We start from the raw sequence: 25909 nt of genomic DNA on the forward strand, positions 1-25909 counted from the left end.
TTACAGTTTCCTTGGATCAAGCGCATCTTGCAGTGAGTCTGAAAACATACTGAAAGCGAGTACCAATACAAATAACATTCCTGATGCAGCAAAGAAGTTGCAAAAATGTCCTGCTGCTACTTCGCCACTGGCTTCGGATATCATGACACCCCAACTGATGCTATCTTTGATTCCCAACCCTAGAAAACTTAAAATCACTTCACTTTTAATTGCGGTAATAAATAATAGGGTCATATCAATGAGAATAATATGCGCCGTATTTGGTAAAAGGTGCTTAAAAATCACACGGTAAGTTGGAACGCCTAGAGAGTGTGCGGCTTCTACAAATTCCATGCTTTTGAGTTTTATAACTTCGCCACGAACTACTCGTGCAGTGCCGGTCCAAAAAGCAACCATCATTGCTATATGCATGGCATAAGGACTTTCATTAAGTGAAACTGAAATTGCCGCGACCATTAAAATGTATGGGATACAATCGAGACTGTTCATTATCCATAGGATCAATTCGTCGATCCATGAACCTGAAAAGTATCCGATGAGCGCACCAGATAACGCGCCGATAGCAGTAGCAAATATTGCTACTACTAAACCTACTTCAAACGCCGTTTTGGTACTGAAAATGGCTCGTTGAAATATGTCTTGGCCATTGATAGTGGTACCAAACCAGTAAGTTGAAGATGGGCTAGAGTATCCGTTAGCTAACAATGTATCCCAATTCTGTCCAATAACGCCTAGCCATACTAAAATGGCAATAAAGAAAAATAATAGTACGATAGCAAAGCTGATCATGCCGGTTTTATCATGAATAAATTTGGCAACCCCTTTACTCCACAATGACTCTCGTTTTAAAGGTTGCTTAACGTCATTAAGCGTTTCATATACTGTTTCTGACATCATGCGTCCTTATTTTAAAGAAATTCGTGGATCTATCATTTGGTAAATAACATCGACAATACTAATTACCGCGATAAATAAGAGTGTAACGAGTACAGTCACTGCTTTTAACACAGGTAAATCCCCTGTTGTGATTGCATCGTAGGTTACTAATCCGATCCCTGGTATACCGAAAAAACTTTCGAGTAGCAGCGATCCACCAACTATTACAAATGGAATAGAGAATATAATCCGGGTAATAATTGGGATCATCGCGTTCTTCAGTACATGTTTTAGCAATATAGTGCTAGGTTTGTGACCAAATGCTTTAGCTGTACGAATATGATCTTTATTGGTTTCTTCTACCAAAACCGCTCGATAAAAACGTGTACTGTAGCCGACCGAAACAAACACAGAGCAGAATGTCGGTACCGTTGTGTAATAGAGATAATCTGAAAAGGAATTTATATCCCAACCGTACACTGGAAATAAATTTAATCCGTAGCTTGAACAGAATATTAATTGCGCCAAGATCAGTACAATCAGGTAAGAAATACTCATCCCAACTACCGATGATGACATCACTAATTTATCGATGAATGTGCCACGATGATGGGCGGCAAATAAGCCTAACCCAACAGCGAGAAGGTGCCCGATTATAAAACCGGGCAACTGTAATATAAACGAGACTGGGATAGTCTTGCTTAAAATACTTGTGACTTTTTCACCAGTTGAATCGGAGTAACCGAAATCAAAGGTGAAAATCTGATGCATGTACTCCATGTACCGTACTAAAAATGACTGATCATAGCCAAGTTGATGACGAATCTCATTGATTTCCTCTATGGTAGGATTACGACCAAGTAAGCTATAGGTTTGATCCGGACCGAAATAAACCATGAGAACAAAACTGATCAAGGTAACGCCAAACAATAGTGGCATGCTATAAATCAGTTTCTTAATACAATATCTTATAGTTTCCATGTAGCTAGACCTACTTCACATCAACATATTTAAAGTAATTACCAATAACGCTTTCCTGTGGCCACATTATGGCGTTTTTATGCCACAAACTAACACTTGTTCTAGAAAAGCTACCTATCCCGACGCAATCATCGACTAAGATTTGATTCATCTGTTTGTAAATAGCTGTTCTTTCAGGGCTTGGCTGCATAACAGACGATTTTTCATAGAGTGCGTTATAGTCAGGGTTATTGTAATTTGAGCTGTTTGAGCCTGGTGAACGGTTTGGACCGTAAAACAGTTGTAGTGTATTTTCAGCATCTGGATAATCTAACCCCCAAGCCATCCCCATCATTTGGGTCTTGCTTTGTTTTAGATCTTTATTGAAGTCGCCGAAAGTTGCGTAAGTCTTAAATTTGATTTTGTTTTTTGGATAGCCGATTTTAGTTAAATTACCACGGAATTGCTCAAAGAACTGTTTAGCCGTTGTACTTGAGACACTTGGGTAATAAAGTACTGGCAGATTTTTAGCTGTCCAGCCATTATCTTTTAATAGCTTTTTGGCTCCTTCAATATCTTGCGTGATTGATGTCTTATCCATATCTGGGTCAAAACCATCAGTTCCAGGGACAATAAATCCTGGATAAGCTTTACCTAATCCAAGGTAAAAGCGGTCAATACGTTGTGGCCAGTCAAATGACTTAATAATGGAACAACGTAACGCTTTATTTTGCGCATTTGTTTTAGGGTCATCAGAGTAACCAAAATAATCATCGTCAAAATTAAACAAGTTATAGACAAAACCGGCTTCTGTTGAGACTTTAAAATTATATTTTTCCGCATATTCAGGTTTCAATTGAACGGGATCTTTCGAAAGCAATACCGTTTCCATTTCTTCGTTGCGCAAACTAGTATTGACAATCTCGTTATCTTTAGTGAATGAGTTCCAACGCGCTGAACCTTGTTTTATCCAGTTGGCTTCGATTCGATCAACGATTGGTAGGGTTTTTCCGTCTAGTTCTGCAAGGCCGGTCTCTCCTTGCAACTCTGGATCATATCCCGATGCAGCTAGATCAAACGTTTCATGGCGATAATTTGGATTTTTAACCAAAACTGTTTTGGTATTATTATGTGAAATGAGTTTGAATGGACCCGAACCCACAGGATGAATCGAAAGCTCACGTCCGTATTTTGCCACCGCTTCTTTTGGTACAATGCCTGCGTAACCCATGGTCAGTGTATAAATTAATTGTGGGTAAGGCTTCGTTAACGTGATTTGAATGGTATATTTATCTAACGCTTTTAATCCTGAAACCTCTTTATTGTAGTCAGAACCTGAAGCTTTCCATTCATCTAAGCCCACGATTTTACCAGCCCATAGCCATGCACCTTGAGAACGATTTTCCGGATCAAAATGACGCTTCAATGAGTAAACAAAATCGTCTGCAACTACTTCACGACCTTTTCCAGATGGAAAGGCTGGATCATCTGCATACTTTACTCCCTGTTTAATTTTGATCGTATAAATTAGACCATCATCAGAAATTACTGGAAATGTGGTTGCTAGGTTCGTTTTTAGTTTGAAAGGTGTTGCTAAATATTCATACTCATAAAGTGTGTCATATACAGAAGTGGCTATTGTATTTGAATAGGTCGTACCTACTTGTGTTGTATCAAAGGTAGTTGGTGTGCCATTGCTTGAGTATTTGAATACTTTTGCATTGTCAGCGTACGATAAACCTGAGGCCATCATTAATGTTAATGATAGTAATGTGATTTTTTTCATTTAATGTCCTTAAATAATACAAATAATGAACGTCATAAAATTATCTCTATTTATTTCAACAGAGATAATTTAATAACGATCATTGATTAGTAATATAGAAATGAACTTAACAAAAGTTAGCTTTTTATATTACATTTTCTTATTTACGTATTGAGCTTATTTACATGGTCAGCTTAGGTACGTAGTCAGCTTAGTTACTTCAACTTATTTGATGTATGAATGTAACGTAAGCTTAAATTAGAGTAATAACTCCATTTGCTTTATGAAGCATATATCATACCAAGTGCTTGATTTGTATTATTATTGTTCAATTTGGTCATTTGTTAGGCGCTTTCAAGATAAGGTAGCACTATCATGGTGATAACTGGTGGGTGGATTGCACCAAAAATGGGATTTATGCATTTTTACACGGCTAAATAGTTGTTTATCTATTGTTGATCAAGCTGCTTTACGGAAAATTACTGCAAAAATATAGGATAATAGCGTTATTTTGGGTTACTTTTAGTTGCATGCGTTACTTTCAAAAATGAAATGTTAGCTTACCGATTTTAGATTGATTTAATATTGACGCTTGCATTTGAGAGGCGCATTCTTTTTTATCCGCATAGAACTCATATCTGTTTTCGTTAAGAAGTCAATCTACCGATAGTTTGTTCTATATAACGCACTTACTTCAATAGCCGGATATATGAATAAAATTGTTATGTCAGTTATGGCACTGTTTTTTACCAGTCGTTTGTTCGCCAGTATCGTGCCGCATGTAACTCAACTAGAACATGATGCGCCTATTCTTATTCGGTCCTTTCTCATTGTCGGTATTTCCTGTTATGTTATTTGGCTAGGGTTGAAGTACTTTAAAAAGAAAAAATCTCCCATCAAAATGGATTCGGATAAAAATCTCTAATTTAAAAAAGAAGCCCATCTCTTTTTTATGTACAAAAAGCAGATGTGAGGCTTCCGATTGTTAATATTTAGGGCAAGGACTATTCAGTTTTTAACCAGCCTTTTTCAGTTGCAAACTCAATCTGTTCCAATACGAATGACCAAAGTTTAGGTGCGGACTTTTCAAGATGTTTATTACGGTTGATGACTTGCTGTTTAAGAACATGATGTTGTGACCAACTGCCACCTTCATTTTGTACATTTTGAATTAATGGCAAAATTCTATCCATTGCTTTAGCAAAGCACGCATCAGGTGTTTTTGCTTGCTCGAATTCGTGCCATAAGTTTATGAATTGTTTACTCTGACCTTCAGGTAATAATCCAAAAATACGCTTTGCTGCTGCAACTTCTTTATCTGATTGTTGATCAAGAATGGCTTTTGTGTCGAAAGCAAACGTATCACCTGCATCAATTTCGACAATATCATGTAGCAATAGCATCAAGGTAACACGCGATATATCAATAGGACCTTCAGCGTATGGAGCCAAAACATGAGCCATAAGTGAGATATGCCAACTATGTTCAGCGCTATTTTCAAACCTGTTTTTATCGTCTTTGATCAAGGCGCGGCGATAGACCGCTTTCAATTTATCCATTTCTAGGATGAAATCTAATTGTTTTGTTAGTTCTTTCATAAATACTCCATAGATGAAAGGTGATTTTGAATATCTAAACTATTCTGAATATCTAACCTATATAGCAGTGCGCTACAATATTGACGGTATGCATGATGCATAAAATATTCTTCATTGTGAATTCAATTTTGGACTCATTGTGAAATATAAACAAACACCATAAGTCTTAAGCAAAACTTAAGACTTATGGTGCAATATAATATCAATAGGATTTTAGGAATCGGTATCGGATGAAGTTACTGTTGGTTGAAGACTCTCTTTCACTCAGAAATAGCTTGAAAATTGGCTTAGAAAATCTAGGTTTTACGGTGGATGAGACTGGAGATGGCGCAGAAGGGTTAACAATGGCGTTAATGGAAGAGTATGACCTTATGATCTTAGATTTGATGTTACCTAATGTTGATGGGCTTACTGTCCTAAAAACAATCCGACGCAGTAAGAGTGCTATTAAAGTGCTTATTCTTTCAGCAAAAGGAGAAGCTGAGGATCGTGTTCAAGGGCTTATGACTGGTGCTGACGACTATTTAGCAAAGCCATTTTCTTTTGATGAACTGCATGCTCGCCTGTTAGCATTATCTAGGCGTGGAGGATTATTAACCAGTGATAACGTTATTAAAATTAATGATTTTGTTTTAAATACTTATTTGGTCACGCTGTCTTATCAAGAGAAACAGATCAACTTAACTCCTAATGAATACAAATTGATTGAATGTATTTTTAAACAAAAACATGTGGTGATGTCTCCTGAAAAATTAAGTGAACATATTGCTGGTCAATATGACACGATATCGAAAAATGCAATAGAAGCGCATTTGTCTTCCGCTAGAAAAAAAGCAAGGGCCGCGGGAGGAACGCTACCTATCATAAATAAACGTGGTTTTGGCTATATGGTCGCTTTAGAATCATGAATTCGATAAGAACCAATCTAGTCCGTAGTCTTTCTGTATCTTTATCTCTAATTCTTGCTTTGGTTATGTTAACCATTGATGTTGTGATTGATAGATGGGTCGATAATGAATTTGAGACAGTATTATTAAATAAAGCCTCTCTTCTTGTTACTTTAGTCGAAGAATACAAACACGGTTTGGAATTTGAGTTCTCAGGAGAGTTTATGCCTGAATTTGAAAGGAGCGAGAATCCTGAATATTTTCAGGTTTGGATTGAAGACCGTGTTTTTGAGCGTTCTCATTCGTTGTCTTATTTTCAACAAAAAGACCTGCCATTTAAAGACGTGAACGGCAACAAAAAAAATATCTTTGACATTGTTTTACCTGATGGTCGCGACGGTCGAATTATCTACTACTCTTTTAAACCACAAGTTGATACTTCTTACCGTAAAGAATTTTATTCTAATCTAGAGCAAAAAGGTATCGAGCAAAAGACGATGACACTTGCGTATGCGGCTTCTATTCAAAAAACAGAGAATATTCTACTTTTTCTCGATGCATTATTTGTATTCGCGACCATATTTGTTGTATTTATTGTGGTTCACGTGGTCAAACGTAAGGTTGATAAAGGTTTAAATCCTCTAAATAAGCTCAATAGTGAACTGAAAAAAATCAGTATCAGCGATACAAATTTAAAACTATCTCATCATGATTTGTCTACTGAACTACTGCCTGTCATGGATAGTATCAATAGTTTTATTGACAAGAATAAAGCGTTGTACCAAAAAGAAAAAAGATTAACTTCAGATATCGCTCATGAGCTAAAAACACCGATTACTGAATTGATCAGTTTGACCGAAGTAACAATGAAGTTTCCTAAAGATAATTTTGATCGTTTAAATTACCAACATGAAGTATTGTCGATTTCATACCGTCTCAAAAATATTATCTCCAATATTTTACTCCTCAATAAAGTAAACGATACAGGTTTACCCAAAAACGATATTTTTGATTATGGACAAGTGACGACAGCTATTTGCGATAGATACGCAAACGAGAACATACAAACCGCTATCTATTGTGAGTTAGATCCTGTTGAAAATAATTTATTTGCTATCGAAATGGTTTTAACCAATTTAATCAATAACGCGTTAGAGCACAGCCCCAAAGGTTCCGCCGTGAATGTCTCGTTTAATGAGATTGACGGGGGCGCTGTTATATCTATTTCCAATCAACTTGTCGACGTTTTGTTACCTGAAGATTTAGAAAGAATGTTTGAGCCTATGTGGCAAAAAGATTCTTCGCGAACTTCTACTGAACATTTCGGTCTTGGCCTCACTATTGTTGCGTCACTTTGCAAAGCCATTGATGCCGATATTACCGTGTCAGCTATTGGTCATATTATTACGTTTAAAGTCACGTTTAATTGACGGTTTTAAATAATAAATAAACAGTAATGACTGAACATTAAGTTTACTTTAAGTAAACCTTAAGTCTTTGATGCGATTGTTCTTCTTATCTTTTAGAGGAAATCATTATGCCATCGAAAAACCGAATGTTTTTTAATCAAAACTCACCGATTATGTCGGTCGTTGTCCCTCTGTACAACGAAGAAAAAGTAATACATCAATTTCATTCAAGACTTAACCAAGTCATTAAAACGTTAGGTATTAAAACAGAGGTCATTTATGTAAACGATGGAAGTAAAGATAGTACCGCGGAGCAAATAGGTAACCTTAAAAATTTAGAATACAGCATAGTATTGATTAACCTTAGTCGTAATTTTGGTAAGGAAGCAGCAATGTGTGCTGGTCTAGAAAGAGTTACTGGCGATGCAACGATAATTATAGATGCCGACCTACAAGACCCTCCTGAGCTAATCCCTAAGATGATTTCAGCATGGCAAGAAGGGGCTGATGTTGTTGCTATGCAACGTAGTGAAAGACATGGTGAATCGTGGTTTAAAAAAACATCAGCGTTGTTATTTTATAAGATTCTCAATCAATTAGCAGATTGTGATATCCCTGAAAATGTTGGTGACTTTCGTTTGTTAGACCGAAAGGTTGTGATTGAATTGATACAATTGCGTGAGAAAAATATTTACATGAAAGGGCTACTTGCTTGGCCAGGTTTTAACCATGTTTTACTACCTTTTGAAAGAGATGAGCGTTTTTCTGGTGACTCAAAATGGCCACTAAAAAAACTCATTGGTTTAGCCATGGATGGAATCACTTCGTTTAGCACTAAGCCACTACAAATCGCGACTTATCTTGGTAGTGCTATTGCCATTTTTGCTTTCGTTTATGGAATTGGCATCATATTGAAAACATTAGTGTTTGGAGAGATGGTGTCAGGTTTTCCAACGATCATGGTTGCTATACTAGCGTTAGGTGGGTTCCAGTTACTGTCAATTGGTTTAATAGGTTCTTATATAGGTAGAATATATAACGAGGTTAAAAATCGACCTCGATTTATCGTCGCTTCTCAATTACAAAAGTCGGCTTTAGATAGTGAAAAAGTAGTTTCAATAATCGCCAATAGGAAAGAAAACTAATGATTAACCGGTTATCTTATCAGCTATTTTTTGCGATTATTGTTGTGGTTTTAATTCGAGTTCTTTCGCTTCAGTTGTATCCATTAATGGATACAACTGAAGCGAGATACGGCGAAATGGCTCGAATTATGGTTGAAACCAATAATTGGATAACTCCCCAGTTCGATTACAATGTTCCTTTTTGGGGCAAGCCACCAATGCAAACTTGGGTGAGTGCTATATCTGGAAAAGCATTAGGGATCAGCGAATTTTCTTTGAGGCTTCCGCATCTTTTAAGTGGTGTATTGACGTTAGCTTTCGTTGGCTACTTTGCCAAAGTCAAAAGGGTTTCGATCCTATTAACCATGCTGACGCTCGTTACCACCGTAGGTTTCTATATCGCAAGCGGTGCAATTATGACTGATTCACTGCTGACATTATCCATGACAATATCTATGCTAGGATTTTATCAAGCTTGGGAAAATGAAAATCGTTATTTTGCCTATTTAGGGTTTGTTGGTATTGGTTTAGGGTTACTGATTAAAGGTCCTATAATCATAGTATTGGTTGGTCTCACTGTATTGCCATGGATAATTGTTAACGAAGGGCTGTTCAGTGGTATAGCAAAACTATGGAAACGTATCCCACTTATTTCTGGTTTCGTTGTATCTGCACTTATCGCTGTTCCATGGTATCTATTGGCCGAGCAGACGACGCCTGGATTTTTAGATTATTTTTTGATTGGAGAACATTGGTCACGTTTTACCGTTAGTGGTTGGACTGGCGATTTATACGGAAGCGCTCATGATGAAGTCCGAGGTACCATATGGCTATTTTGGCTCTATACGGCGTTTCCATGGTCTCTATTGATTATCTACATGTTAGTAAGACCGTCTAAGCGACGTGCAGCGTTTAAAAATAAATCGGACAAACGTTGGCATTCCTTTTTGCTTTTTTGGCTTGTGTCACCGATGGCTTTATTCTCTTTTGCAGGCAACATATTACCCATGTATGTATTGCCTGGCGTACCTGCTTTAGCCTTGTATATTGCCTCTGTACAGAAAAACTATGGCCGTGTTGAATATGTGCTCAGCAGCATTGCACCACTTGCAGTATGTTTACTTATTATTTTTGGTTCAGCTTCATTAGAAGCTAAAAGTGACAAGTCTTTATTATTGAACATCGATAATGCTATTCCGGTTTACTATTTAAATAAACGTTCTTTTTCTGGGCGATTCTATACAAAAGGGCAAGCTCAGTTGTGGAACAACGATACTCACTCTGACCTGTATCCTTACTTTATGGTTGTGACTAATCATCAATTGAAAGCCTCTGTTATTGAAATGGAAGGATGCGCATTACAGAAAAAAACAAGCAAAAGGTCTCTTTATCTATGTTTAGATTAATAAGATGCCACCAACAATTTAGTTTTTTACTCGTCGGTGGAAGCGCCTTTTTAGTTGATAGCTTGGTGTTTTGGTTATTGTTTACGCTGGCAGAGGTTGGGATATATATTGCTCGTATTGTCGCGTTTAGCGTTGCGGTGCTGATTACTTGGTATGGTAACCGCACATTTACTTTCAAAGCACGTCAGAAAACTAAAGCAAAACAACAAATTATACGAGCGTTTGTTGGTGCGCTGATTTCTCTTATACCTAATCTAGCCGTATTTGCTGCCTTAGTCCCATTTTTCCCGTTTGGACTGCTGACCTACATTCCTTTTTGTGCAGGTATTATTGCAGGCACTGTAAGCAATTTTATTTTGAGTGATAAATTTGTGTTTACCTAATGTTATGTATTAATCCACTAAACGGTTTGCTCCCTAGTAATCTCAATGTCATATTATCGAATAGGGAGCGGAAATTTTGTTCTTCATAGACACTATCGAGTTCTTAATACCGAGCAGCAATTTATTTACCAATCAGCCGGTGTTTTTCTATGCTTTAAATTTATCAATCGCACTAGCAAGTTCGTCTGATTGTACCGCTACAATCGAAGCTGATTGGGTGTTGTTTGTTACTGATTGCACATTAATTGATGTTAAATCTCTTATGTTATTGACGTTTCTGGAAATTTCTCCGGATACTTGACTTTGCTCTTCCACCGCAGAAGAAATTTGAGTGCTATTATCTAAAATGTGTTGCATCTCATTCATTATTTCTTGAATTTTTTGGTAGGCAGAATTTGAAGATTCGACACTTTTTTCGCCATTTCCGCTACAACGTTTCATTGTTGAAACCACAGTTTTGGTTTGCTCCTGAACTGAATCAATAATGGTTGATATTTCTTCTGTTGAGTTTTGAGTGCGGCTAGCAAGGGTTCTAACTTCATCTGCTACGACAGCAAAACCTCTACCTTGTTCACCAGCACGTGCTGCCTCTATCGCAGCGTTGAGTGCCAATAAGTTTGTTTGTTCGGCGATGCCTACGATCACTTCTAATACTGAACTAATTTGTTCGGATAAGGTTGAGAGTTGATCGACTTCATTACTCGCAGTATGTAGATCAGTAGATAAGCCTGAAATTACATTTCGTGTATTTTCGATTTCTGATAATCCTAACTGAGCAATCTCGTAACTTTTTTGTGTGTTTGTAGCGGCATTTTCTGTTGTTGCAGCAACTTCTTTGATTGTTTCTCCCATTTCCGTTACTGCGGTTGCTACGCTGTCTGTTTCTAACAGTTGTTGATTTAAAGATTGTTGTGTATCGCGGCTACAATTTTGCAGTTGAGTTGATACCGAACCAAGCTGATGAATGCTACCTTGAACTTGGATAATTAATTTCTGCAGGCTTATGAAAACAGCATTGAGCTGCTTTCCAATGTCTGCAATTTCATCATTGGATTCAACATTGGCTCGAATCGTTAAGTCATGGTTTTGTGACACAACTGACATAACTTGGCTGAGTTGCAAAATACTAGACTGTATATTTCTAATGATAAAATAAGAAAGGCTTGTAAGGACAGCACCGACAACGATAAGAGAGATAAAAATGAAGGTTTCAATATCGTTTTGTGTTCTTTCCATTTCGTTGTCCATTTGAGCTTCAACTTTATGGAAAATAGAGAAAATATCTTCGAATAAAAGCTTCATTTCTGCCTGGATAGCATGATCTTGAGTGTTGTCGTCACCGAAAGTACGTACTAACTTGTGGAAGTCTTTATCATACTGAATGATTTCACGGCTGAGTTTAGGTAACTCTTTAACAATTATATCCAGTTCATCTAAACGATTATTTAGATGAGAGAACATATCTTGGAAGTGCTCATATTCCTGCGAAAATTCATCTAATATCGACGTGTTGTGCTCATTCAAAAACTCAAGTTCAAGTCGGTTAAGATCGAGTAAAGATATCTCTAAACTTTTAACTTCAATAAGAGTTTTTTCTAGCTTAATTAATTTTAGGTTACTAATTTCTGTAATGGTTACAACAACAATAAGCGCAAGGAAGGAAAAGGTAGTGAGGCCAATAAGTTTGTGTTTAATTTTCATATAGCTTATCCAATGAGACTAAATATAGTTAAAAGCCTAATTGTTACGCCAACTACTCATTCTTCGTGAGTTTTATGAACATGACTATAGACCATCAATACCAAGTGTACATTTAAATTTTACCTGGATAGACCAGTGATTGTACTGGCAATGATTCATTTCGGAAGGTTAATGGGGGTGAGAAACTCAATTTGATGCATATTAGATGAGTTCTTTATCAGCATTCTATCCTGTCTAAGTTTCTCCTTTGTTTCCAGAAAAATTGAAACTCGTGAATTGAAAAGCAACGCGCTTATTTCGATGGATACAATAATATTTTAATTATTTCATTCGTATGATGGATAAATAATTCCCATGAAAATTAATGAAAAATATTTTCTGCTTTATGTCTCATTTTTTAATAAAATAACCAAAAAATTAAAATCTTATTGGTATATTAGCCTTAGATGTCGATTTTACTTGAGTTTTAGGTTGATACTGATTGAAAAATAATTTTCAACTTGCCTCATTTATCATCGTTTATTATTTGATTAAGGAGCTGTTATGTTTAATGTTGCACTATTTGGTACCGGTCGCATCGGTAAAGTTCATGCGGCAATTATTAATAATCACCCTGAAATAAATTTGTATTCTGTGATTGACCCATATTTAACAGGAGCAGAAAGTATTGCTAATAAGTATCAGGCTACCATTCAGTCTGTAGAAGAAGCTATGGATGATGAAAATGTTCATGCAGTATGTATTGCTTCTGCTACTGACACACACGCTGATCTTATCGAGCAAGCGGCTAGGAAAGGCAAAGCTATCTTTTGTGAAAAGCCGATAGATTTGTCTTTGACGAGAATTCAAGAATGTCTTGCTGTTGTCAATGACTATAAAGTTCCATTTTTAGTTGGTTTTAATCGCCGTTTCGATCCGAACTTTCGTTATGTAAAAGATAAATTTACTGAAGGAAAAATTGGTAAAGCTGAATCTCTTGTCATTATCTCTCGAGATCCTTTACCGCCACCAGCAGAATACTGCAAGGTGTCAGGTGGTATGTTTAGAGATATGAGTGTTCATGATCTGGATATGGCAAGATTTATGATTGGTGAAGAACCCACTTCAATCACAGTACATGCATCTTGCGTTGTTGATCCTGCGATCGGAGATGCAGGTGATGTGGATACAGCAACGATCGTACTCGGATTTCCTTCAGGTGCAAGTGCAACTATCATTAATAGTCGTCGCTCAGGTTATGGTTACGATCAACGTTTAGAACTGCATGGTGAAAAAGGTTTACTTAAAGTTGATAATCAAACAGAAAATTTGGTTCAACATTGGGGTGAACACGGTTGTACAGGGACAAATCCTGAGTTCTTTTTCTTAGAACGTTACAACAACGCCTATATTGCAGAATGGGATCATTTTGCTGAGATTCTAGCAGGAAAAGTAGAGCCTTGTTGTAGCGGTATCGATGGTCAGATTGCTCTGCAATTAGCGGAGGCTGCTGGTGAATCGGCACGTTCCCAAAAAGCGGTGTTACTGGATTTGGCAAACTGATAATAGCTTAAAATATGTGTAAAAGGGTTTTTGCAATCAACCCTTTTTATCGTTCATTTAAGCTCGTTACTGCCTTCATTGTCAGAGATAACATTCTTTAATGTTTTAACTTGTTTCATTCTTCACCCATTTACTGATTGGGTGTTGAGATTAAAAAAATACAATATCAATGGTGTAACCAATGGTATTTATACTGTAAAGCGGAGCTAATTGAATTATGAGTACAATCCATCTAACGACCTCACAAGCTTTGGTGAAATTTTTAAACCAACAATATATTGAAGTGGATGGCAAAGAAGAAAAATTTGTCCATGGTGTGTTTACTATTTTTGGTCATGGAAATGTGGTCGGGCTAGGGCAAGCTCTTGAGCAAGATGCAGGTGACCTGATAGTACACCAAGGCTGTAATGAGCAAGGAATGGCTCAGATTGCAGTTGGATTTGCTAAGCAACAAAAACGTAAGAAAATTTATGCAGTAACTTCATCTGTAGGACCTGGTGCTGCCAATATGGTGACTGCAGCAGCAACGGCAACAGCAAATCGTATTCCAGTGTTATTACTACCTGGCGATGTTTTTGCAACTCGTCAACCTGACCCTGTAATTCAGCAGGTTGAACAGTTTCACGATTATTCGATAACAACTAATGATTGTTTTAGACCTGTATCTAAGTTTTTTGACCGAATTTTACGACCAGAACAGCTCATGAGTGCGATGATCCATGCAATGCGAGTTCTTACTGATCCAGCAGATACTGGTGCGGTAACTATTTCTCTACCACAAGATGTACAAGGTGAAGCTCACGACTATCCGGAAAGTTTCTTTGCTAAACGCGTCCACAGAATTGAGCGTCGCCCAGCGACCACTGCGATGATTGAAGATGCAGTAAAAGTTCTCAAGAATAAAAAGAAACCGCTGCTTGTTTGTGGTGGTGGCGTACGATATTCAGAAGCTCACCAAGCATTTGCGGCATTTGCGGAAAAATTCAATATCCCATTTGGTGAAACTCAAGCCGGCAAATCAGCAGTTGTTTATGATCATCATTTAAACTGTGGTGGAATCGGTGCGACAGGTGCGCTTGCTGCGAATTTATTGGCAAAAGAAGCCGATGTCATTATTGGCGTTGGTACAAGAATGACCGACTTTACTACGGCGTCAAAGTCGCAATACCAACATAAAGATGTTGAGTTTATTAATATTAATGTTGCATCTTACGACGCTTACAAACTTGATGGAACTCGTATCGTTGCAGATGCACGTGAAGGGTTAAACGCATTATCGGATGCGCTTGATGAGATAGGCTACCAATCAGAATATACTGATGAAATTAGTAGTGCTAGAAGTGAATGGGCTGCTGAACTTGAACGTATCGACAACGTTACTTATGACGATGATAGTTTTATTCCTGAAATATCAAATCATGTAGAAAACAAGGTGCTAGATGAATACTCTGAAATTTTAAAATCTAAGCTATTACAAACTCGTGTATTAGGTATTTTAAATCAAGAGCTTGAAGATGATGCTATTGTTGTCGGTGCAGCGGGTTCATTACCTGCAGATTTACAACGTGTTTGGCGTCCGAAGCAAGTTGATACTTATCATATGGAGTTTGGTTATTCATGTATGGGCTATGAGGTTGCAGCGGCGGTTGGTTCTAAAATAGCAAGACCAGATCAACCTGTGTATGCGTTTTTAGGTGATGGTTCATACATGATGCTACATTCAGAGATTCATACCGCAATTCAAGAAGGTATTAAGATCAATATTGTGTTGCTAGACAACATGAGTTTTGGATGTATTAATAATCTACAGATGAGTCAAGGGATGGGAAGCTTCGGTACAGAAAACCGTCGTCGTGATCCTAAAACTGGCAAATTAACTGGTTCACCGGTTCCTGTTGATTTTGCTAAGAACGCTGAAAGTTACGGTTGTGTTACCTATACTGCTAGAACAGAAGCAGAGCTAATCGCTGCACTGGCCGACGCTAAAAAACAAACTGTATCAACATTGATTGACGTGAAAATTCTGCCAAAAACTATGACCCATGGCTATGAAGCATGGTGGCGTACTGGTACGGCCCAAGTCGCACACAAGCCTGAAATCGAAGCTGCTGCAGCTGATATTAAAGAAAAGTTAAAAACCATTGCTAGACAATATTAATTTCAAAGTATATTAATTTCAAAATATATTTTGAAACCATTGTTTTTCGATAACTAAGAACATTTCTAAATTCGTTGGCTAATAAAAAAACCTATCTTTGATAGGTTTTTTTATATATGACGTATTTTTTCTTTATTATTGAATAATCGTATTTTGACACATTAAACTTACAGCTAAACTTTGTGCCAAATAAATCGAAGAACTTAATGAGCGAAAGCCCATAAGGTTGCCTTCTTCAACGACAAAACAAACATCGGTATTTTTTCCTATGTCGGTAATTTGCGAGTCGCTAATTACTACAGAGGAGACTTTTTTATTTCTGGCTATCTCAATTATTTCTGTTGTTTCAGGGGCGTATGGAGTAAAAGTCACTGAAAATAAAGCATCATTACTACTCATCGCACGCGTTAATGGCTTTAACATACCTCCTGCATCATCCAATAGCACGGCATTTTTGTCTGACTTCATAAGTGCATACCAAAAATAAAAAGCGACAGGATAAGCGCGTCGAGTGCCGTGTATATAAATAGTATCGGCGTTGTTTAAAATATGTAGTGCCCTATTTAATTTATCAGGGGAGACAGAATGCTGAAGGTTTTTCATTGCTTCTAAATTTGCGTCACCAAAACTTTGGAATATATCTAATGAACTTTTGCTGGATAGATCGTTGTATATATGTGCTTTCTTTATCCTATTTTCATATTCGATAGGTGTATTGAAAAAATGATCTTTAAACAGTAGTTGCATTTCACTAAAGCCAGAAAATCCCATAGTGTTGGAGAATCGACTTAATGTTGATAAAGGAACATTCGCTCTTTCTGCAATCACGGTCATTTTTTCTATAGCAATAACCATTGGTTCCGAGATAACAAAGTCAGCGGTTTGTTGCAATCTACTACTTAAACCATCGTATCTTTTAGCAATGAGTTCTTTTAAAGAATCTAAATCTCGTGGTTGCGTATTATTAGTCATTATTGCATTTTCCTACTACATGTTACTTAATTTTTAATATGATAAAGATTTATCATTGTTACTTCCGATTGTACCATAAATGATAACTGTTTGTACTTAATAGAAAAAGTGATCAAAAGCACTTTTAAAACAAAGAAAGGTAAATATATAAGAGCTGAAAATAAACTTTAGTATAAAAAATACTTTTCACATTAAGGCCCTGGAAATATTGTGGGTAAATCAGAGTAAGTTTTTGGAGCCAGTAGGGGATATTATAATGCGTAGTTTTAAAGAAGGTGGTCAAGAGGTGCTTATGTACATATTTTTGTGCTGCTTAACTTTCGTATTAAATTAAGCAGCACACATTTACTCACTAATCGGTATTCATTCTCGTACTTTCAATTAAGATACCTAATTATTTTTATGTGATTAGATTTCAGCTGTCATACCTTTAGCTTCCATTTCTTTCATCATGCCAGTGTATGTTTTATCTAATTTATATCTCCACATAAAGATTGCAATTACTAGCCAAGATAGAGTGATACCCCAGATATACATGTCATTTGTCATTTTAATCGCACTAGGGATTTCATTTTCTAACCCTGTAAAACCAGAGCTACCCATTAGCCAACCAATAGCAGCAGACGAGAAGCCACCACCTACTTTTTGACCTATTGTGAAGGCCGAAAATACCACAGCCTGGAGGCGTATACCGGTTTTCCAATGTCCATAGTTAACAACGTCTGCCATCATAGTAAACATAAGGCCAAATAGTGGAGCCTGACCCAAACCGCGAATAGCCGCAATAATACAAGCCGTAGTAGGATCTGGATCTGTAATTAAAAAAGTTAATTGAGCTAAAACGATAAGAATAGCGCCTAATAATACCAAATCTCTTTTACTTACATTATATTTAACAATTAATGGCGTAATTGCGATTATACCAATTATTTTAGGGATAGTTTCAGAAATAGTCAGTGAACCAAAGTATTCGTTATTGCCCAATATATATTGAGCGTAGTAAGTTGCTCCTGTTCCACTAAAGTTTTGATAAAAACCGAGTGCAATTGATGCTAGAGTTAAATTAATGAAATATTTATTTTGGAATAGTAGTTTAAGCTTTTCTTTAACAGGAAGTTTTTCTGCTTCAGTTGCTGCAACCATATTTACGCGTTCTTTTGTTCCCCAGAAGCACCACGCTAAACAAGCTATTGCAATAATTGAATATAAAGTAATTGCTTGAATCCAAGCTGCTTGTCCACCCCCAAGCCAATTAATTAGAGGGAAAGAACAAGCGGATACAATCATAAAGGCAATAGGAGACATTGACATTCTGAAAATATTTATAGTCGCTATATCTTTTTCATTAGTTGTCATTAATGGGGCCATAAGACCATAAGGCAAGTTTAAAGCAGTATACACAACGGTTGTACAAAGATTGTAGGTGATAAATATATATATTGCTTGAACTAATGTAGAGGACTCTGCAGGAATCGAAAACAATAATATAGCAGATACTGCGTATGGAATAGCCATCCATAATACCCAAGCTCGTGCTCTACCATGTTTAGAATGTACCTTATCGACAATAAACCCAATTGCAAAATCAGTAAATCCGTCAAATAATTTCGAACACATAATGATTGTACCAACCATTGCTGCCGAAATACCCATGACATTTGTATAAAAATAAACAACTAATCCTGATGTTAATGCAAAAACAACATTACATGCAACATCTCCCATTCCGTAAGAAATTTTCTCAGAAATCGAAGTCTTAATATTCGATTTACTTGAGTTATTAACGGTATTATCCATAAAGAACACCTCTAGAGTTTAAAATTAAAAAATTACAACACAACATTCGATTATTCACACGATAAAAATCGTAATATGAACCTTGGATTGAAATTTTTACGAAAAGCAATTCATTACATTGAAAACATAATGAATAAAAAATATTTTTCATTTTTGTTGCTGAGAATATTAAAACGTACATTTTATGATAGCTACACCTGTATTGTTTTTTGTTTCCAGAATGATAACTTCATCACGCTTCATTGGGTTTTAACGTTATTTTATCTATTTATGTTTGATAAGTTATTGTATTTTAATAATTAAAAATATTTCCATGACTCGGATCTTATTTTTAATATCAACAAAATATATTTAAACGTAAATGTATTAGCGTGTACAACATCGACTTTGATGTAGAAAATAATTTTCATTTGTAGGTATACTTGTGTCTGGTCGATTTTTTATACTTGTAAAACACGAAAGGGGAATGAGGTTTTTATCGCTGTAATATTGAGCAACCATGAATGGAGTGGAGGTTGACTATTGATAATTTTAAGGCGTTTCCTATGGAAAAAATGAGCGCTAAGAGTTGAAGCGATTTGTTGATTGTTGGTAATGATGCAGAATTAAAATAGACTGATCATATTAAAACTATCAAGTTGATTAAGGCAGATTTTAGGTTGATTTTTTTTAGCTATATTCGACGTTCATGGTGGTCTTTTATCAATTTAGTTTCCATTTTTTTATCTGAGCTTTATTCATATTAGTATCACGAGATGTGATTTTTACTAAAGTTTTAATGAATTTAATTGTAGTTAAGATAAATTATTTAGCATGATGAATGCCTCAATAACTTAATAATTACCAGTGCTAACTTATCCTTTTTATAATTAATATTTTAATTACTTTGAGTTGATAAATATTATCATTCAAGCATGAGAATTTAGCTATCTATAATGAATTCTCATATTAGATATGAACCTATGGGATTAATGTTTTGGTTGATATGACTCTTTTTGATATGTCGGATAACAGGCCCGAGCTTTAATTTTCTACTATATAGCTAGATCAAATGGCTATAAGGCTACTACATGATTACTGATATTTGGTTTTATTTAACTGCTGTTCCTGCTGTTTTAGTTTATGGCTTAGGAAAAGGTGGTTTTGGTGGAGCACTTGGAGTTATAGCGGTGCCACTTATGTCGTTAACTGCGTCTCCTTTTCAGGCTGCGTCAATCCTTTTACCAATACTTGTTGTTATGGATGTTTTTGCAGTGAAGTATCATCTTAAAAACTGTAACTATTCAGAAGTAAAATTAATGCTACCGTCCGCTGTACTAGGCATTATAGTGGCTGCTTTTATTATGGGAGTGGTTTCTGGCGAGGTAGTAGAATTATTTATTGGTGCATTGTCGTTGCTGTTCTGCGCACAATATTACTTAAAAGGTAATGGTAAACAAATTAATCCATATAGTGGGTATTTTTGGGGTTTTTTGTCCGGTATATCCAGCACGATGATACACGCCGGCGGTGGGCCAATTAGTATTTATCTATTACCTAAGAAGCTCGATAAAAAAGTGATGGTAGGAACGATGGCGGTGTTCTTCGGTATTTTGAACCTTCTTAAGTTGATACCGTATGCATACTTTGGTCAGTTCGACAGTCAAAATTTATCAACTTCATTAGTGCTGATCCCGCTTGCACCAATTGGAGTTAAGCTTGGTATTTATCTCCTTCAAGTTGCTACACAAGAACAAGTTTACCGAATCTGTTATTTTTTGTTGCTGTTGTCTGGTGGTAAATTGTTTTTTTCTGGTTTTATGGGGGTAGTGTAGTCAGTTTATAGATATGAGTGTGTGGCTTGCGGCTTTCCTTCTTAGCATTATTTCGTTATGCAGATAAATAGATTCGATAGTGTTAATTTTCTACTTTGTAGAGACTGTCATGTAACCATTGTTTTGTGAAAAATATTTTTCGACAAACGTCTTTGAAAATAATGTTTCAAAATAACAGTTGCTCTAGGTTTCATCCTAGAATGTTACTCCCATCACATTAGAGTTTACTCTATTATAATTTTTATAATATAAGTTATTGTTTTTTGGTGTTAATTTATCATATCGCATCGTATATCATATTTTTAACTATCGTGGCATACAATTTTCAACAATGAGATCTATAGAACATTTAATGAAAAATATTTTTTATTAAATAGTATTTATATTGTATATTAGTTTCAGAATTAATTTTTGATTAGCCGTATTGGAGTATAAAAATGAGTAACGTTGAATTTGGTATCAGCCCATTAACTTGGACAAATGATGACATGCCTGAATTAGGCGGCGATATCCCTCTAGAAACTTGTTTAAGTGAAATGTCACAAGCAGGTTTTACTGGCACAGAACTTGGCACAAAATATCCACGTGATCCTGAGACACTAATTCCAATGTTGGAAAGTTATGGCTTGAGTTTAGCATCAGGTTGGTTCAGTGGTAATTTGATAAAAAACACGCCAGAACAAGAAATCGCGGCATTGCAAGATCACATTGCCTTGTTAAAAGCAGCGAATTGCAAAGCGATGGTTTATGGCGAGGTAAGTAATTCGGTACATGGTGACATTAACACATCGCTTTCTCAACGCGTCATCTTAACTATGGATGAGTGGAAATCTTACGGAGAAAAACTGACCAAAGTTGCTGATTACTTATTGAACGAGCATGGTATCAAATTATCGTACCACCATCATGTAGGAACAATCGTTGAAACTGAAAATGACATCAATTTGTTAATGGAAATGACAGGGCCATCGGTTTTCCTAACCTTAGATACTGGACACATCACTTATGGTGGTGGTAACCCTGTTACGATGATCCAACGTTGGGGACACCGTATTGGTCATATGCATTTTAAAGATTTACGCCTTGAAATAATGGAAAAAGCGCGTTTGGCTGAAAAATCATTTTTGAATGCGGTTTTGGACGGAGTGTTTACTGTTCCAGGTACCGGTGATGTTAATTATGACGATGTTTTCCAAGCCTTAAAAGAACGCGATTATAAAGGTTGGCTTTTAGTTGAGGCAGAACAAGATCCAGCAAAAGCAAATCCTCTTGAATACGCAACGATTGCACACAAAAACATTAAAGCTTACGCAGAAAAATACGAACTCTAAATACTAGGTTGATATAGCCACTTTGTCCTAGGGACAAGTGGTTTATTGTTCGAATAAGTATTAGTAGAGAGTTAAGGATTAATAATGACAAAAATTATTTTACAAGAAAATAGAAAGTTTGATGCGATTGTTCTTGGGCGTTCAGGTGTAGATCTCTACGCTCGAGAAGCCAATACTGATATCGCCGATATTTCCGGTTTCGACAAGTTCGTTGGTGGTTCTGCCGCTAATATTGCTGTAGCAATTAATCGATTAGGCGCAAATGTTGGCTTCATTGGCTGTGTTGCGGATGATTCATTTGGCCGTTATGTACAAGGTTATATGTCAGACCAAGGGATTAACCTTGATGGCATGATGGTAGATAGTTCTGGATCACGTACATCCGTTGCATTTACAGAGATGAAACCTTCTAAGTGCGACGTTCTTATTTATCGTAATAAAGCATCTGATCTTACGTTAAAAACAGAACAAATTAACGAAGATTATATTGCAAGCAGCAAGATTCTCATTGTAACGGGGACCGCCCTTTCTGAAAGTCCAAGTCGTGAAGCGACATTATTAGCGATGCAATATGCACGAAATAATAATGTGCTTGTGGTCCTTGACGTGGATTATCGTCCATATTCTTGGCGTACCGATGTCGATGCGTCTATCTACTACGGTATTGCTGCTGATTTATCAGACATTGTCATTGGTAATCGCGAAGAGTTTGACATGATGGAGACAGTATTTGCTCCAGGTAATAAAGATGATGACCAAACCGCTGAGCGTTTCTTAGGTGGAAATACTAAAGTTGTGATTATTAAAGCGGGCGAGTTTGGTTCTCGAGTTTATTGTGCTGATGGTACAAGCTTTACACAAGGTATTTTTCGAGTTGAAGCGAAAAAACCGTTTGGTTCTGGTGATTCATTTGCAGGTGCTTTGATTTGGACTCTTATCAATGGCGGAACATTAGAGCAAGGAGCATCTAATGGATCGGCTGCTGCTGCTATTAATGTAAGTGGCACAACTTGTACGGAAGCCATGCCAACAAAAGATCAATTAGAAGACTTTATGGCGACATTCACACAAATGAATCGTGACGATTAAAAATTAGATAAGTAGGGATTTAAAATGGGTAAACATATAGCTCCTTTTGACAATAAGAATAAAGCAATTGTTGATGTAAATGATGACACAACACCACTATGTTACTTCAATCCTGTGAAGTTAACTCAAGGTGAATGTTTTACTCATCAAATTGATGGATACGAGAGTGTGGTGGTTCTTGCGGGTGGAACATGCTCTATCGAAGTGAACGGCGAAACATTTGGCAATATTGGTAAGCGTGCAAGTATTTGGGATGGTGATCCTGAAGCTGTTTACGTACCAGTTGGTATGAAAGCTGTTATCACCTGTGTTAGTGATAAAGCCGACGTGATGATAGCAGGCGGTAAATATGATGAAGTTCTTGAGCCTTTCGCTGTTGTACAAGAAAATGTCGATAAAATTCAATACGGCTCTGATGATACTAAAACGCATCGTAAAATAAAGCACGTTCTTGGTCAGGCGAACTCTGACAAACGTGGACGTTTATTGGTTAGCGAGTTATTTACTGTTGGTGCTGGTGGATGGTCTGGTTTTCCTGCGCATAAACATGATAGTGAGCGTCCGCCAATGGAAACGAATTATCAAGAAGTGTATCAATTTCAATTCAATCCAGGGCAAGGTTTTGGTGCTCAGTTTTTATACGAGCATGAAGACGATTGCGGTCCTGTTTATCATGTTAAATCAGGTAGCGTTATTGCTATTGACAAAGGGTATCACCCAAGCGTCGCGGCACCTGGCTATGAAATGTACTACTTCACTATTATTGTTGGTGAAAAATCCAAGTCATTAATTCAATACTTTGACCCTCATCATGAATACCAAGTTCATACAATACCAGGCATCAAAGACATGGTTAGTAAATTTAAATAGCGTTATTTTGAGGAGTATACATATACATGTTAGTTAATTTAAACGAAATTTTACCAGATGCAGCAGACGGTGATTATGCGATACCTTGTTTCAATGTATTTGGATATGAAGATGGACGCGCTATTGTAGAGGCCGCAGAGGAATCGAAGAAACCAGTTATTCTTGCGTGTAATAAAGATGTAATCGATTTTTATGGTACCAAAGACGCCGTAAGTTTGTTTAAAGGGTTGGCAGAAGCGAGTTCTCAAAAAATAGTATTGCACTTAGATCATACTTATGAAGAAGATATTATTTATAGAGCAATATCAGCTGGATTTAGTTCTGTTATGTATGATGGTTCTCAGCTTCCTTTAGAAGAGAATATCAGACGAACAAGAAATGTGGCACAAGTTGCCCATGCTTGTAATGTATCTGTTGAAGGTGAAATCGGTTCAGTACCATACCAAGAAGGTCGCGATCACATAAAATCTATTTTGACTGATGCGAAAGAGGCACAAAGGTACGCTGAAGAAAGTGAATTAGATTGTATGGCTTTGTCTGTAGGTAATGTCCACCGTTTAACAGAAGCAACGAGTGTTATTGATTTTAGTTTATTAGAGCAAGTGGAATTATTAGTATCAAAACCTTTAGTGATCCATGGTACTAGTGGTATTAAAGATGAAGATATTCTTAAATTAAAAACAACTCGAGTGTCTAAGTTCAATATCGGTACGTGTTTAAGACAAGCTTTAGGTAATAACTTGAGACGCTATATGAATGAAGAAGTAAATAAATTTGACCGCATATATTTTATGCAAAAAGCAATGCCTCATGTTAGAGCTGAAGCATTAAGAAATATTGAGTTGCTTTCTTAATATCTAAAATGGCACCGTTAGTTTTTAAATTAAAGAAGTGGCAGAGATGTCATTTCTTTATTTTTATGCGTTATATATTTTTTAATAGGCTGAAGCATGGAAAAAAACTCATATAAAATTATTGCGTTACTGTCATCGGTATTCATGGCTTGGGGGATAATTACTTCAGCAAACTCTGTGTTAGTACCGTACTTTAAAGAATTATTTTCATTAAATTACCAGCAGTCGATGTTAGTACAAGTGGCTTTTTATATTGCTCCTTTCGTTTCTTGTATTCCTACATCTATGATAATGAGCTCAAAAGGTTACAAAAAAACGTTACTCTATTCTTTAAGTATCACCACTTTTGGATTGGTATTGTTTTATTTGATGATTGAAGTACATTCATATGTAGGTGTACTACTATCAGTTTTTTTTATTGCGGTTGGTGTCGCGTCAATGCAAGTGGTGGCCTGCCCATACATAATTAGGTTAACTCCTAATATATCTTCACTGAAGATTTTCTCTTTTACGTCATCTATTAATTCATTAGGTACGGTTGTTGCCCCTATTGGTATTGGCGCGACTATCGCTATATTAGGCATTGCCAATATATATCTTATATTGGCATTATTTATTTTAATATTAATAATGTGTATCTATCGCGCGTCTATCACAAACTTCAAAAACAAAGAGACGCTATCATTTATTACTCAGATGAAAGCAATACGTTACCATTATGAGTTTATTGCTGGTGCCATTGCTATATTTGTTTATGTTGGTATAGAGGTTGCGATAGGAACGATAACGATTAGTTATCTGCATCATCCAGATATTGGCAATGTGTCAATGAATTACGCAACGACTTTAATTGGATTATATTGGGCGTGCGCTATGGTCGGTCGTTTTCTGTATAGTGCCATTGCTGACAAAGTAAATCCGTCAATTTCTTTGATGTTGAGTGGTGTGACAGCTATTTGCTTATTAATATTTTCTATGTATGTACAAAATTTTTATGGGGGTATTGCCCTAATTTGTATTGGTTTATGTAATTCGTTTCTTCATCCTATTATTTTTTCTAGTTCGATAAAAAAACTAGGTGAATTAACCGGCTTAGGCTCTGCAATATTAATAATGTGCAATATTGGTGGTGGGGTTGTGCCATTAATGCAAGCTGCTGTTATCGATATGTTTAATATTGCAACCAGCTATATAGTACCGCTTATCGGGTATATTGTGATTATTGGTTATGCTGTTATTTATGCTACGGTATTTTCTAAATCAGAGCGGGTTATTCAGTAATATTGGCGAGTATAGTGGTACTGAAATAACGCTGGATAATAATTAGAGACTTTCCGGTCAAGGAAGATTAGAAAAAAGGCGACTCGATATAA

The 25909-nt window shown here is 36.4% G+C and carries 21 protein-coding genes; 14 read left to right on the forward strand and 7 right to left on the reverse strand.

All coding sequences use genetic code 11. The annotated features are described in order from the left end of the window. Genes ACLKML_RS06830 through ACLKML_RS06840 form a run of 3 tightly spaced genes read right to left on the reverse strand, consistent with a single transcriptional unit; the run spans nucleotide 1 to nucleotide 3622 of the window. Nucleotides 1-897, reverse strand: coding sequence for an ABC transporter permease (locus ACLKML_RS06830; RefSeq protein ID WP_413282962.1), 897 nt, complete (start codon nucleotides 895-897; stop codon nucleotides 1-3). Between the two features lie 6 nt (nucleotides 898-903). Further along, entirely contained in the window at nucleotides 904-1857 is a 954-nt protein-coding gene (locus tag ACLKML_RS06835) for an ABC transporter permease (protein WP_413282963.1), read from the reverse strand. A 10-nt stretch (nucleotides 1858-1867) separates the two neighbouring features. Continuing rightward, the gene (locus tag ACLKML_RS06840) at nucleotides 1868-3622 is read right to left on the reverse strand and encodes an ABC transporter substrate-binding protein (RefSeq protein WP_413282964.1); all 1755 of its coding nucleotides are present in this window, start codon (nucleotides 3620-3622) and stop codon (nucleotides 1868-1870) included. A gap of 688 nt (nucleotides 3623-4310) precedes the next feature. Between ACLKML_RS06840 and ACLKML_RS06845 the strand changes: the two genes are divergently transcribed. Then, the gene (locus tag ACLKML_RS06845; protein WP_413282965.1) at nucleotides 4311-4526 is read left to right on the forward strand and encodes a hypothetical protein; all 216 of its coding nucleotides are present in this window, start codon (nucleotides 4311-4313) and stop codon (nucleotides 4524-4526) included. Between the two features lie 79 nt (nucleotides 4527-4605). Here the strand turns inward: ACLKML_RS06845 and ACLKML_RS06850 are convergent, their stop codons facing one another. After that, complete coding sequence (locus ACLKML_RS06850; protein WP_413282966.1) at nucleotides 4606-5199, reverse strand: HD domain-containing protein; 594 nt, start codon at nucleotides 5197-5199, stop codon at nucleotides 4606-4608. Between the two features lie 230 nt (nucleotides 5200-5429). On the opposite strand from ACLKML_RS06850, the gene ACLKML_RS06855 reads away from it, so the two are divergent. The 5 genes from ACLKML_RS06855 (at nucleotide 5430) to ACLKML_RS06875 (ending at nucleotide 10408) form a co-directional block, all read left to right on the forward strand. Beyond that, nucleotides 5430-6107 (forward strand): response regulator transcription factor, encoded by a 678-nt coding sequence (locus tag ACLKML_RS06855; RefSeq protein ID WP_413282967.1) that lies wholly within the window; start codon nucleotides 5430-5432, stop codon nucleotides 6105-6107. Further along, nucleotides 6104-7516 carry an ATP-binding protein gene (locus ACLKML_RS06860; protein WP_413282968.1) on the forward strand — a complete coding sequence of 471 codons (1413 nt, stop codon included), beginning with the start codon at nucleotides 6104-6106 and terminating at the stop codon, nucleotides 7514-7516. The genes ACLKML_RS06855 and ACLKML_RS06860 overlap by 4 nt, the downstream gene beginning before the upstream one ends. Before the next feature lie 107 nt (nucleotides 7517-7623). Then, nucleotides 7624-8640, forward strand: a complete 1017-nt coding sequence (locus ACLKML_RS06865) for a glycosyltransferase family 2 protein (RefSeq protein ID WP_413282969.1) — start codon at nucleotides 7624-7626, stop codon at nucleotides 8638-8640. Beyond that, nucleotides 8640-10025 (forward strand): ArnT family glycosyltransferase, encoded by a 1386-nt coding sequence (locus ACLKML_RS06870; RefSeq protein ID WP_413282970.1) that lies wholly within the window; start codon nucleotides 8640-8642, stop codon nucleotides 10023-10025. Before ACLKML_RS06865 ends, ACLKML_RS06870 begins: the two co-directional genes overlap by 1 nt. Continuing rightward, nucleotides 10013-10408: a GtrA family protein gene (locus ACLKML_RS06875; protein WP_413282971.1), complete on the forward strand. Its 396-nt coding sequence runs from the start codon at nucleotides 10013-10015 to the stop codon at nucleotides 10406-10408. Before ACLKML_RS06870 ends, ACLKML_RS06875 begins: the two co-directional genes overlap by 13 nt. A gap of 147 nt (nucleotides 10409-10555) precedes the next feature. Here ACLKML_RS06875 and ACLKML_RS06880 read toward each other — a convergent pair whose 3' ends face one another. Further along, a complete protein-coding gene (locus ACLKML_RS06880; RefSeq protein ID WP_413282972.1) occupies nucleotides 10556-12109 on the reverse strand; it encodes a methyl-accepting chemotaxis protein in 1554 nt (517 codons plus the stop codon). A gap of 543 nt (nucleotides 12110-12652) precedes the next feature. Here ACLKML_RS06880 and iolG point away from each other — a divergent pair. Both iolG and iolD read left to right on the forward strand, forming a co-directional pair. After that, the gene (iolG, locus tag ACLKML_RS06885; RefSeq protein ID WP_413282973.1) at nucleotides 12653-13651 is read left to right on the forward strand and encodes an inositol 2-dehydrogenase; all 999 of its coding nucleotides are present in this window, start codon (nucleotides 12653-12655) and stop codon (nucleotides 13649-13651) included. 217 nt (nucleotides 13652-13868) lie between these two features. After that, the gene (iolD, locus tag ACLKML_RS06890) at nucleotides 13869-15809 is read left to right on the forward strand and encodes a 3D-(3,5/4)-trihydroxycyclohexane-1,2-dione acylhydrolase (decyclizing) (RefSeq protein ID WP_413282974.1); all 1941 of its coding nucleotides are present in this window, start codon (nucleotides 13869-13871) and stop codon (nucleotides 15807-15809) included. 135 nt (nucleotides 15810-15944) lie between these two features. Here iolD and ACLKML_RS06895 read toward each other — a convergent pair whose 3' ends face one another. Continuing rightward, a complete protein-coding gene (locus tag ACLKML_RS06895) occupies nucleotides 15945-16781 on the reverse strand; it encodes a MurR/RpiR family transcriptional regulator (protein ID WP_413282975.1) in 837 nt (278 codons plus the stop codon). 408 nt (nucleotides 16782-17189) lie between these two features. Further along, nucleotides 17190-18578 carry an MFS transporter gene (locus tag ACLKML_RS06900; RefSeq protein WP_413282976.1) on the reverse strand — a complete coding sequence of 463 codons (1389 nt, stop codon included), beginning with the start codon at nucleotides 18576-18578 and terminating at the stop codon, nucleotides 17190-17192. A gap of 1070 nt (nucleotides 18579-19648) precedes the next feature. Here ACLKML_RS06900 and ACLKML_RS06905 point away from each other — a divergent pair. The 6 genes from ACLKML_RS06905 to ACLKML_RS06930 all read left to right on the forward strand — a co-directional run bounded on the left by ACLKML_RS06905 (nucleotide 19649) and on the right by ACLKML_RS06930 (nucleotide 25817). Continuing rightward, nucleotides 19649-20392, forward strand: a complete 744-nt coding sequence (locus ACLKML_RS06905) for a sulfite exporter TauE/SafE family protein (protein WP_413282977.1) — start codon at nucleotides 19649-19651, stop codon at nucleotides 20390-20392. Nucleotides 20393-20829: 437 nt separating this feature from the next. Beyond that, nucleotides 20830-21723 (forward strand): myo-inosose-2 dehydratase, encoded by an 894-nt coding sequence (gene iolE / locus ACLKML_RS06910; RefSeq protein ID WP_413282978.1) that lies wholly within the window; start codon nucleotides 20830-20832, stop codon nucleotides 21721-21723. A gap of 84 nt (nucleotides 21724-21807) precedes the next feature. Next, nucleotides 21808-22812: a 5-dehydro-2-deoxygluconokinase gene (gene iolC / locus ACLKML_RS06915; protein ID WP_413282979.1), complete on the forward strand. Its 1005-nt coding sequence runs from the start codon at nucleotides 21808-21810 to the stop codon at nucleotides 22810-22812. A 24-nt stretch (nucleotides 22813-22836) separates the two neighbouring features. Continuing rightward, nucleotides 22837-23682, forward strand: coding sequence for a 5-deoxy-glucuronate isomerase (locus ACLKML_RS06920; RefSeq protein WP_413282980.1), 846 nt, complete (start codon nucleotides 22837-22839; stop codon nucleotides 23680-23682). Between the two features lie 26 nt (nucleotides 23683-23708). Continuing rightward, the gene (locus ACLKML_RS06925) at nucleotides 23709-24536 is read left to right on the forward strand and encodes a class II fructose-bisphosphate aldolase (protein WP_413282981.1); all 828 of its coding nucleotides are present in this window, start codon (nucleotides 23709-23711) and stop codon (nucleotides 24534-24536) included. A 96-nt stretch (nucleotides 24537-24632) separates the two neighbouring features. After that, nucleotides 24633-25817 (forward strand): MFS transporter, encoded by a 1185-nt coding sequence (locus ACLKML_RS06930; protein WP_413282982.1) that lies wholly within the window; start codon nucleotides 24633-24635, stop codon nucleotides 25815-25817. Nucleotides 25818-25909: the final 92 nt, after the last annotated feature.

The organism is Vibrio sp. MA40-2 (assembly GCF_047302445.1).
Lineage (GTDB): Bacteria > Pseudomonadota > Gammaproteobacteria > Enterobacterales > Vibrionaceae > Vibrio.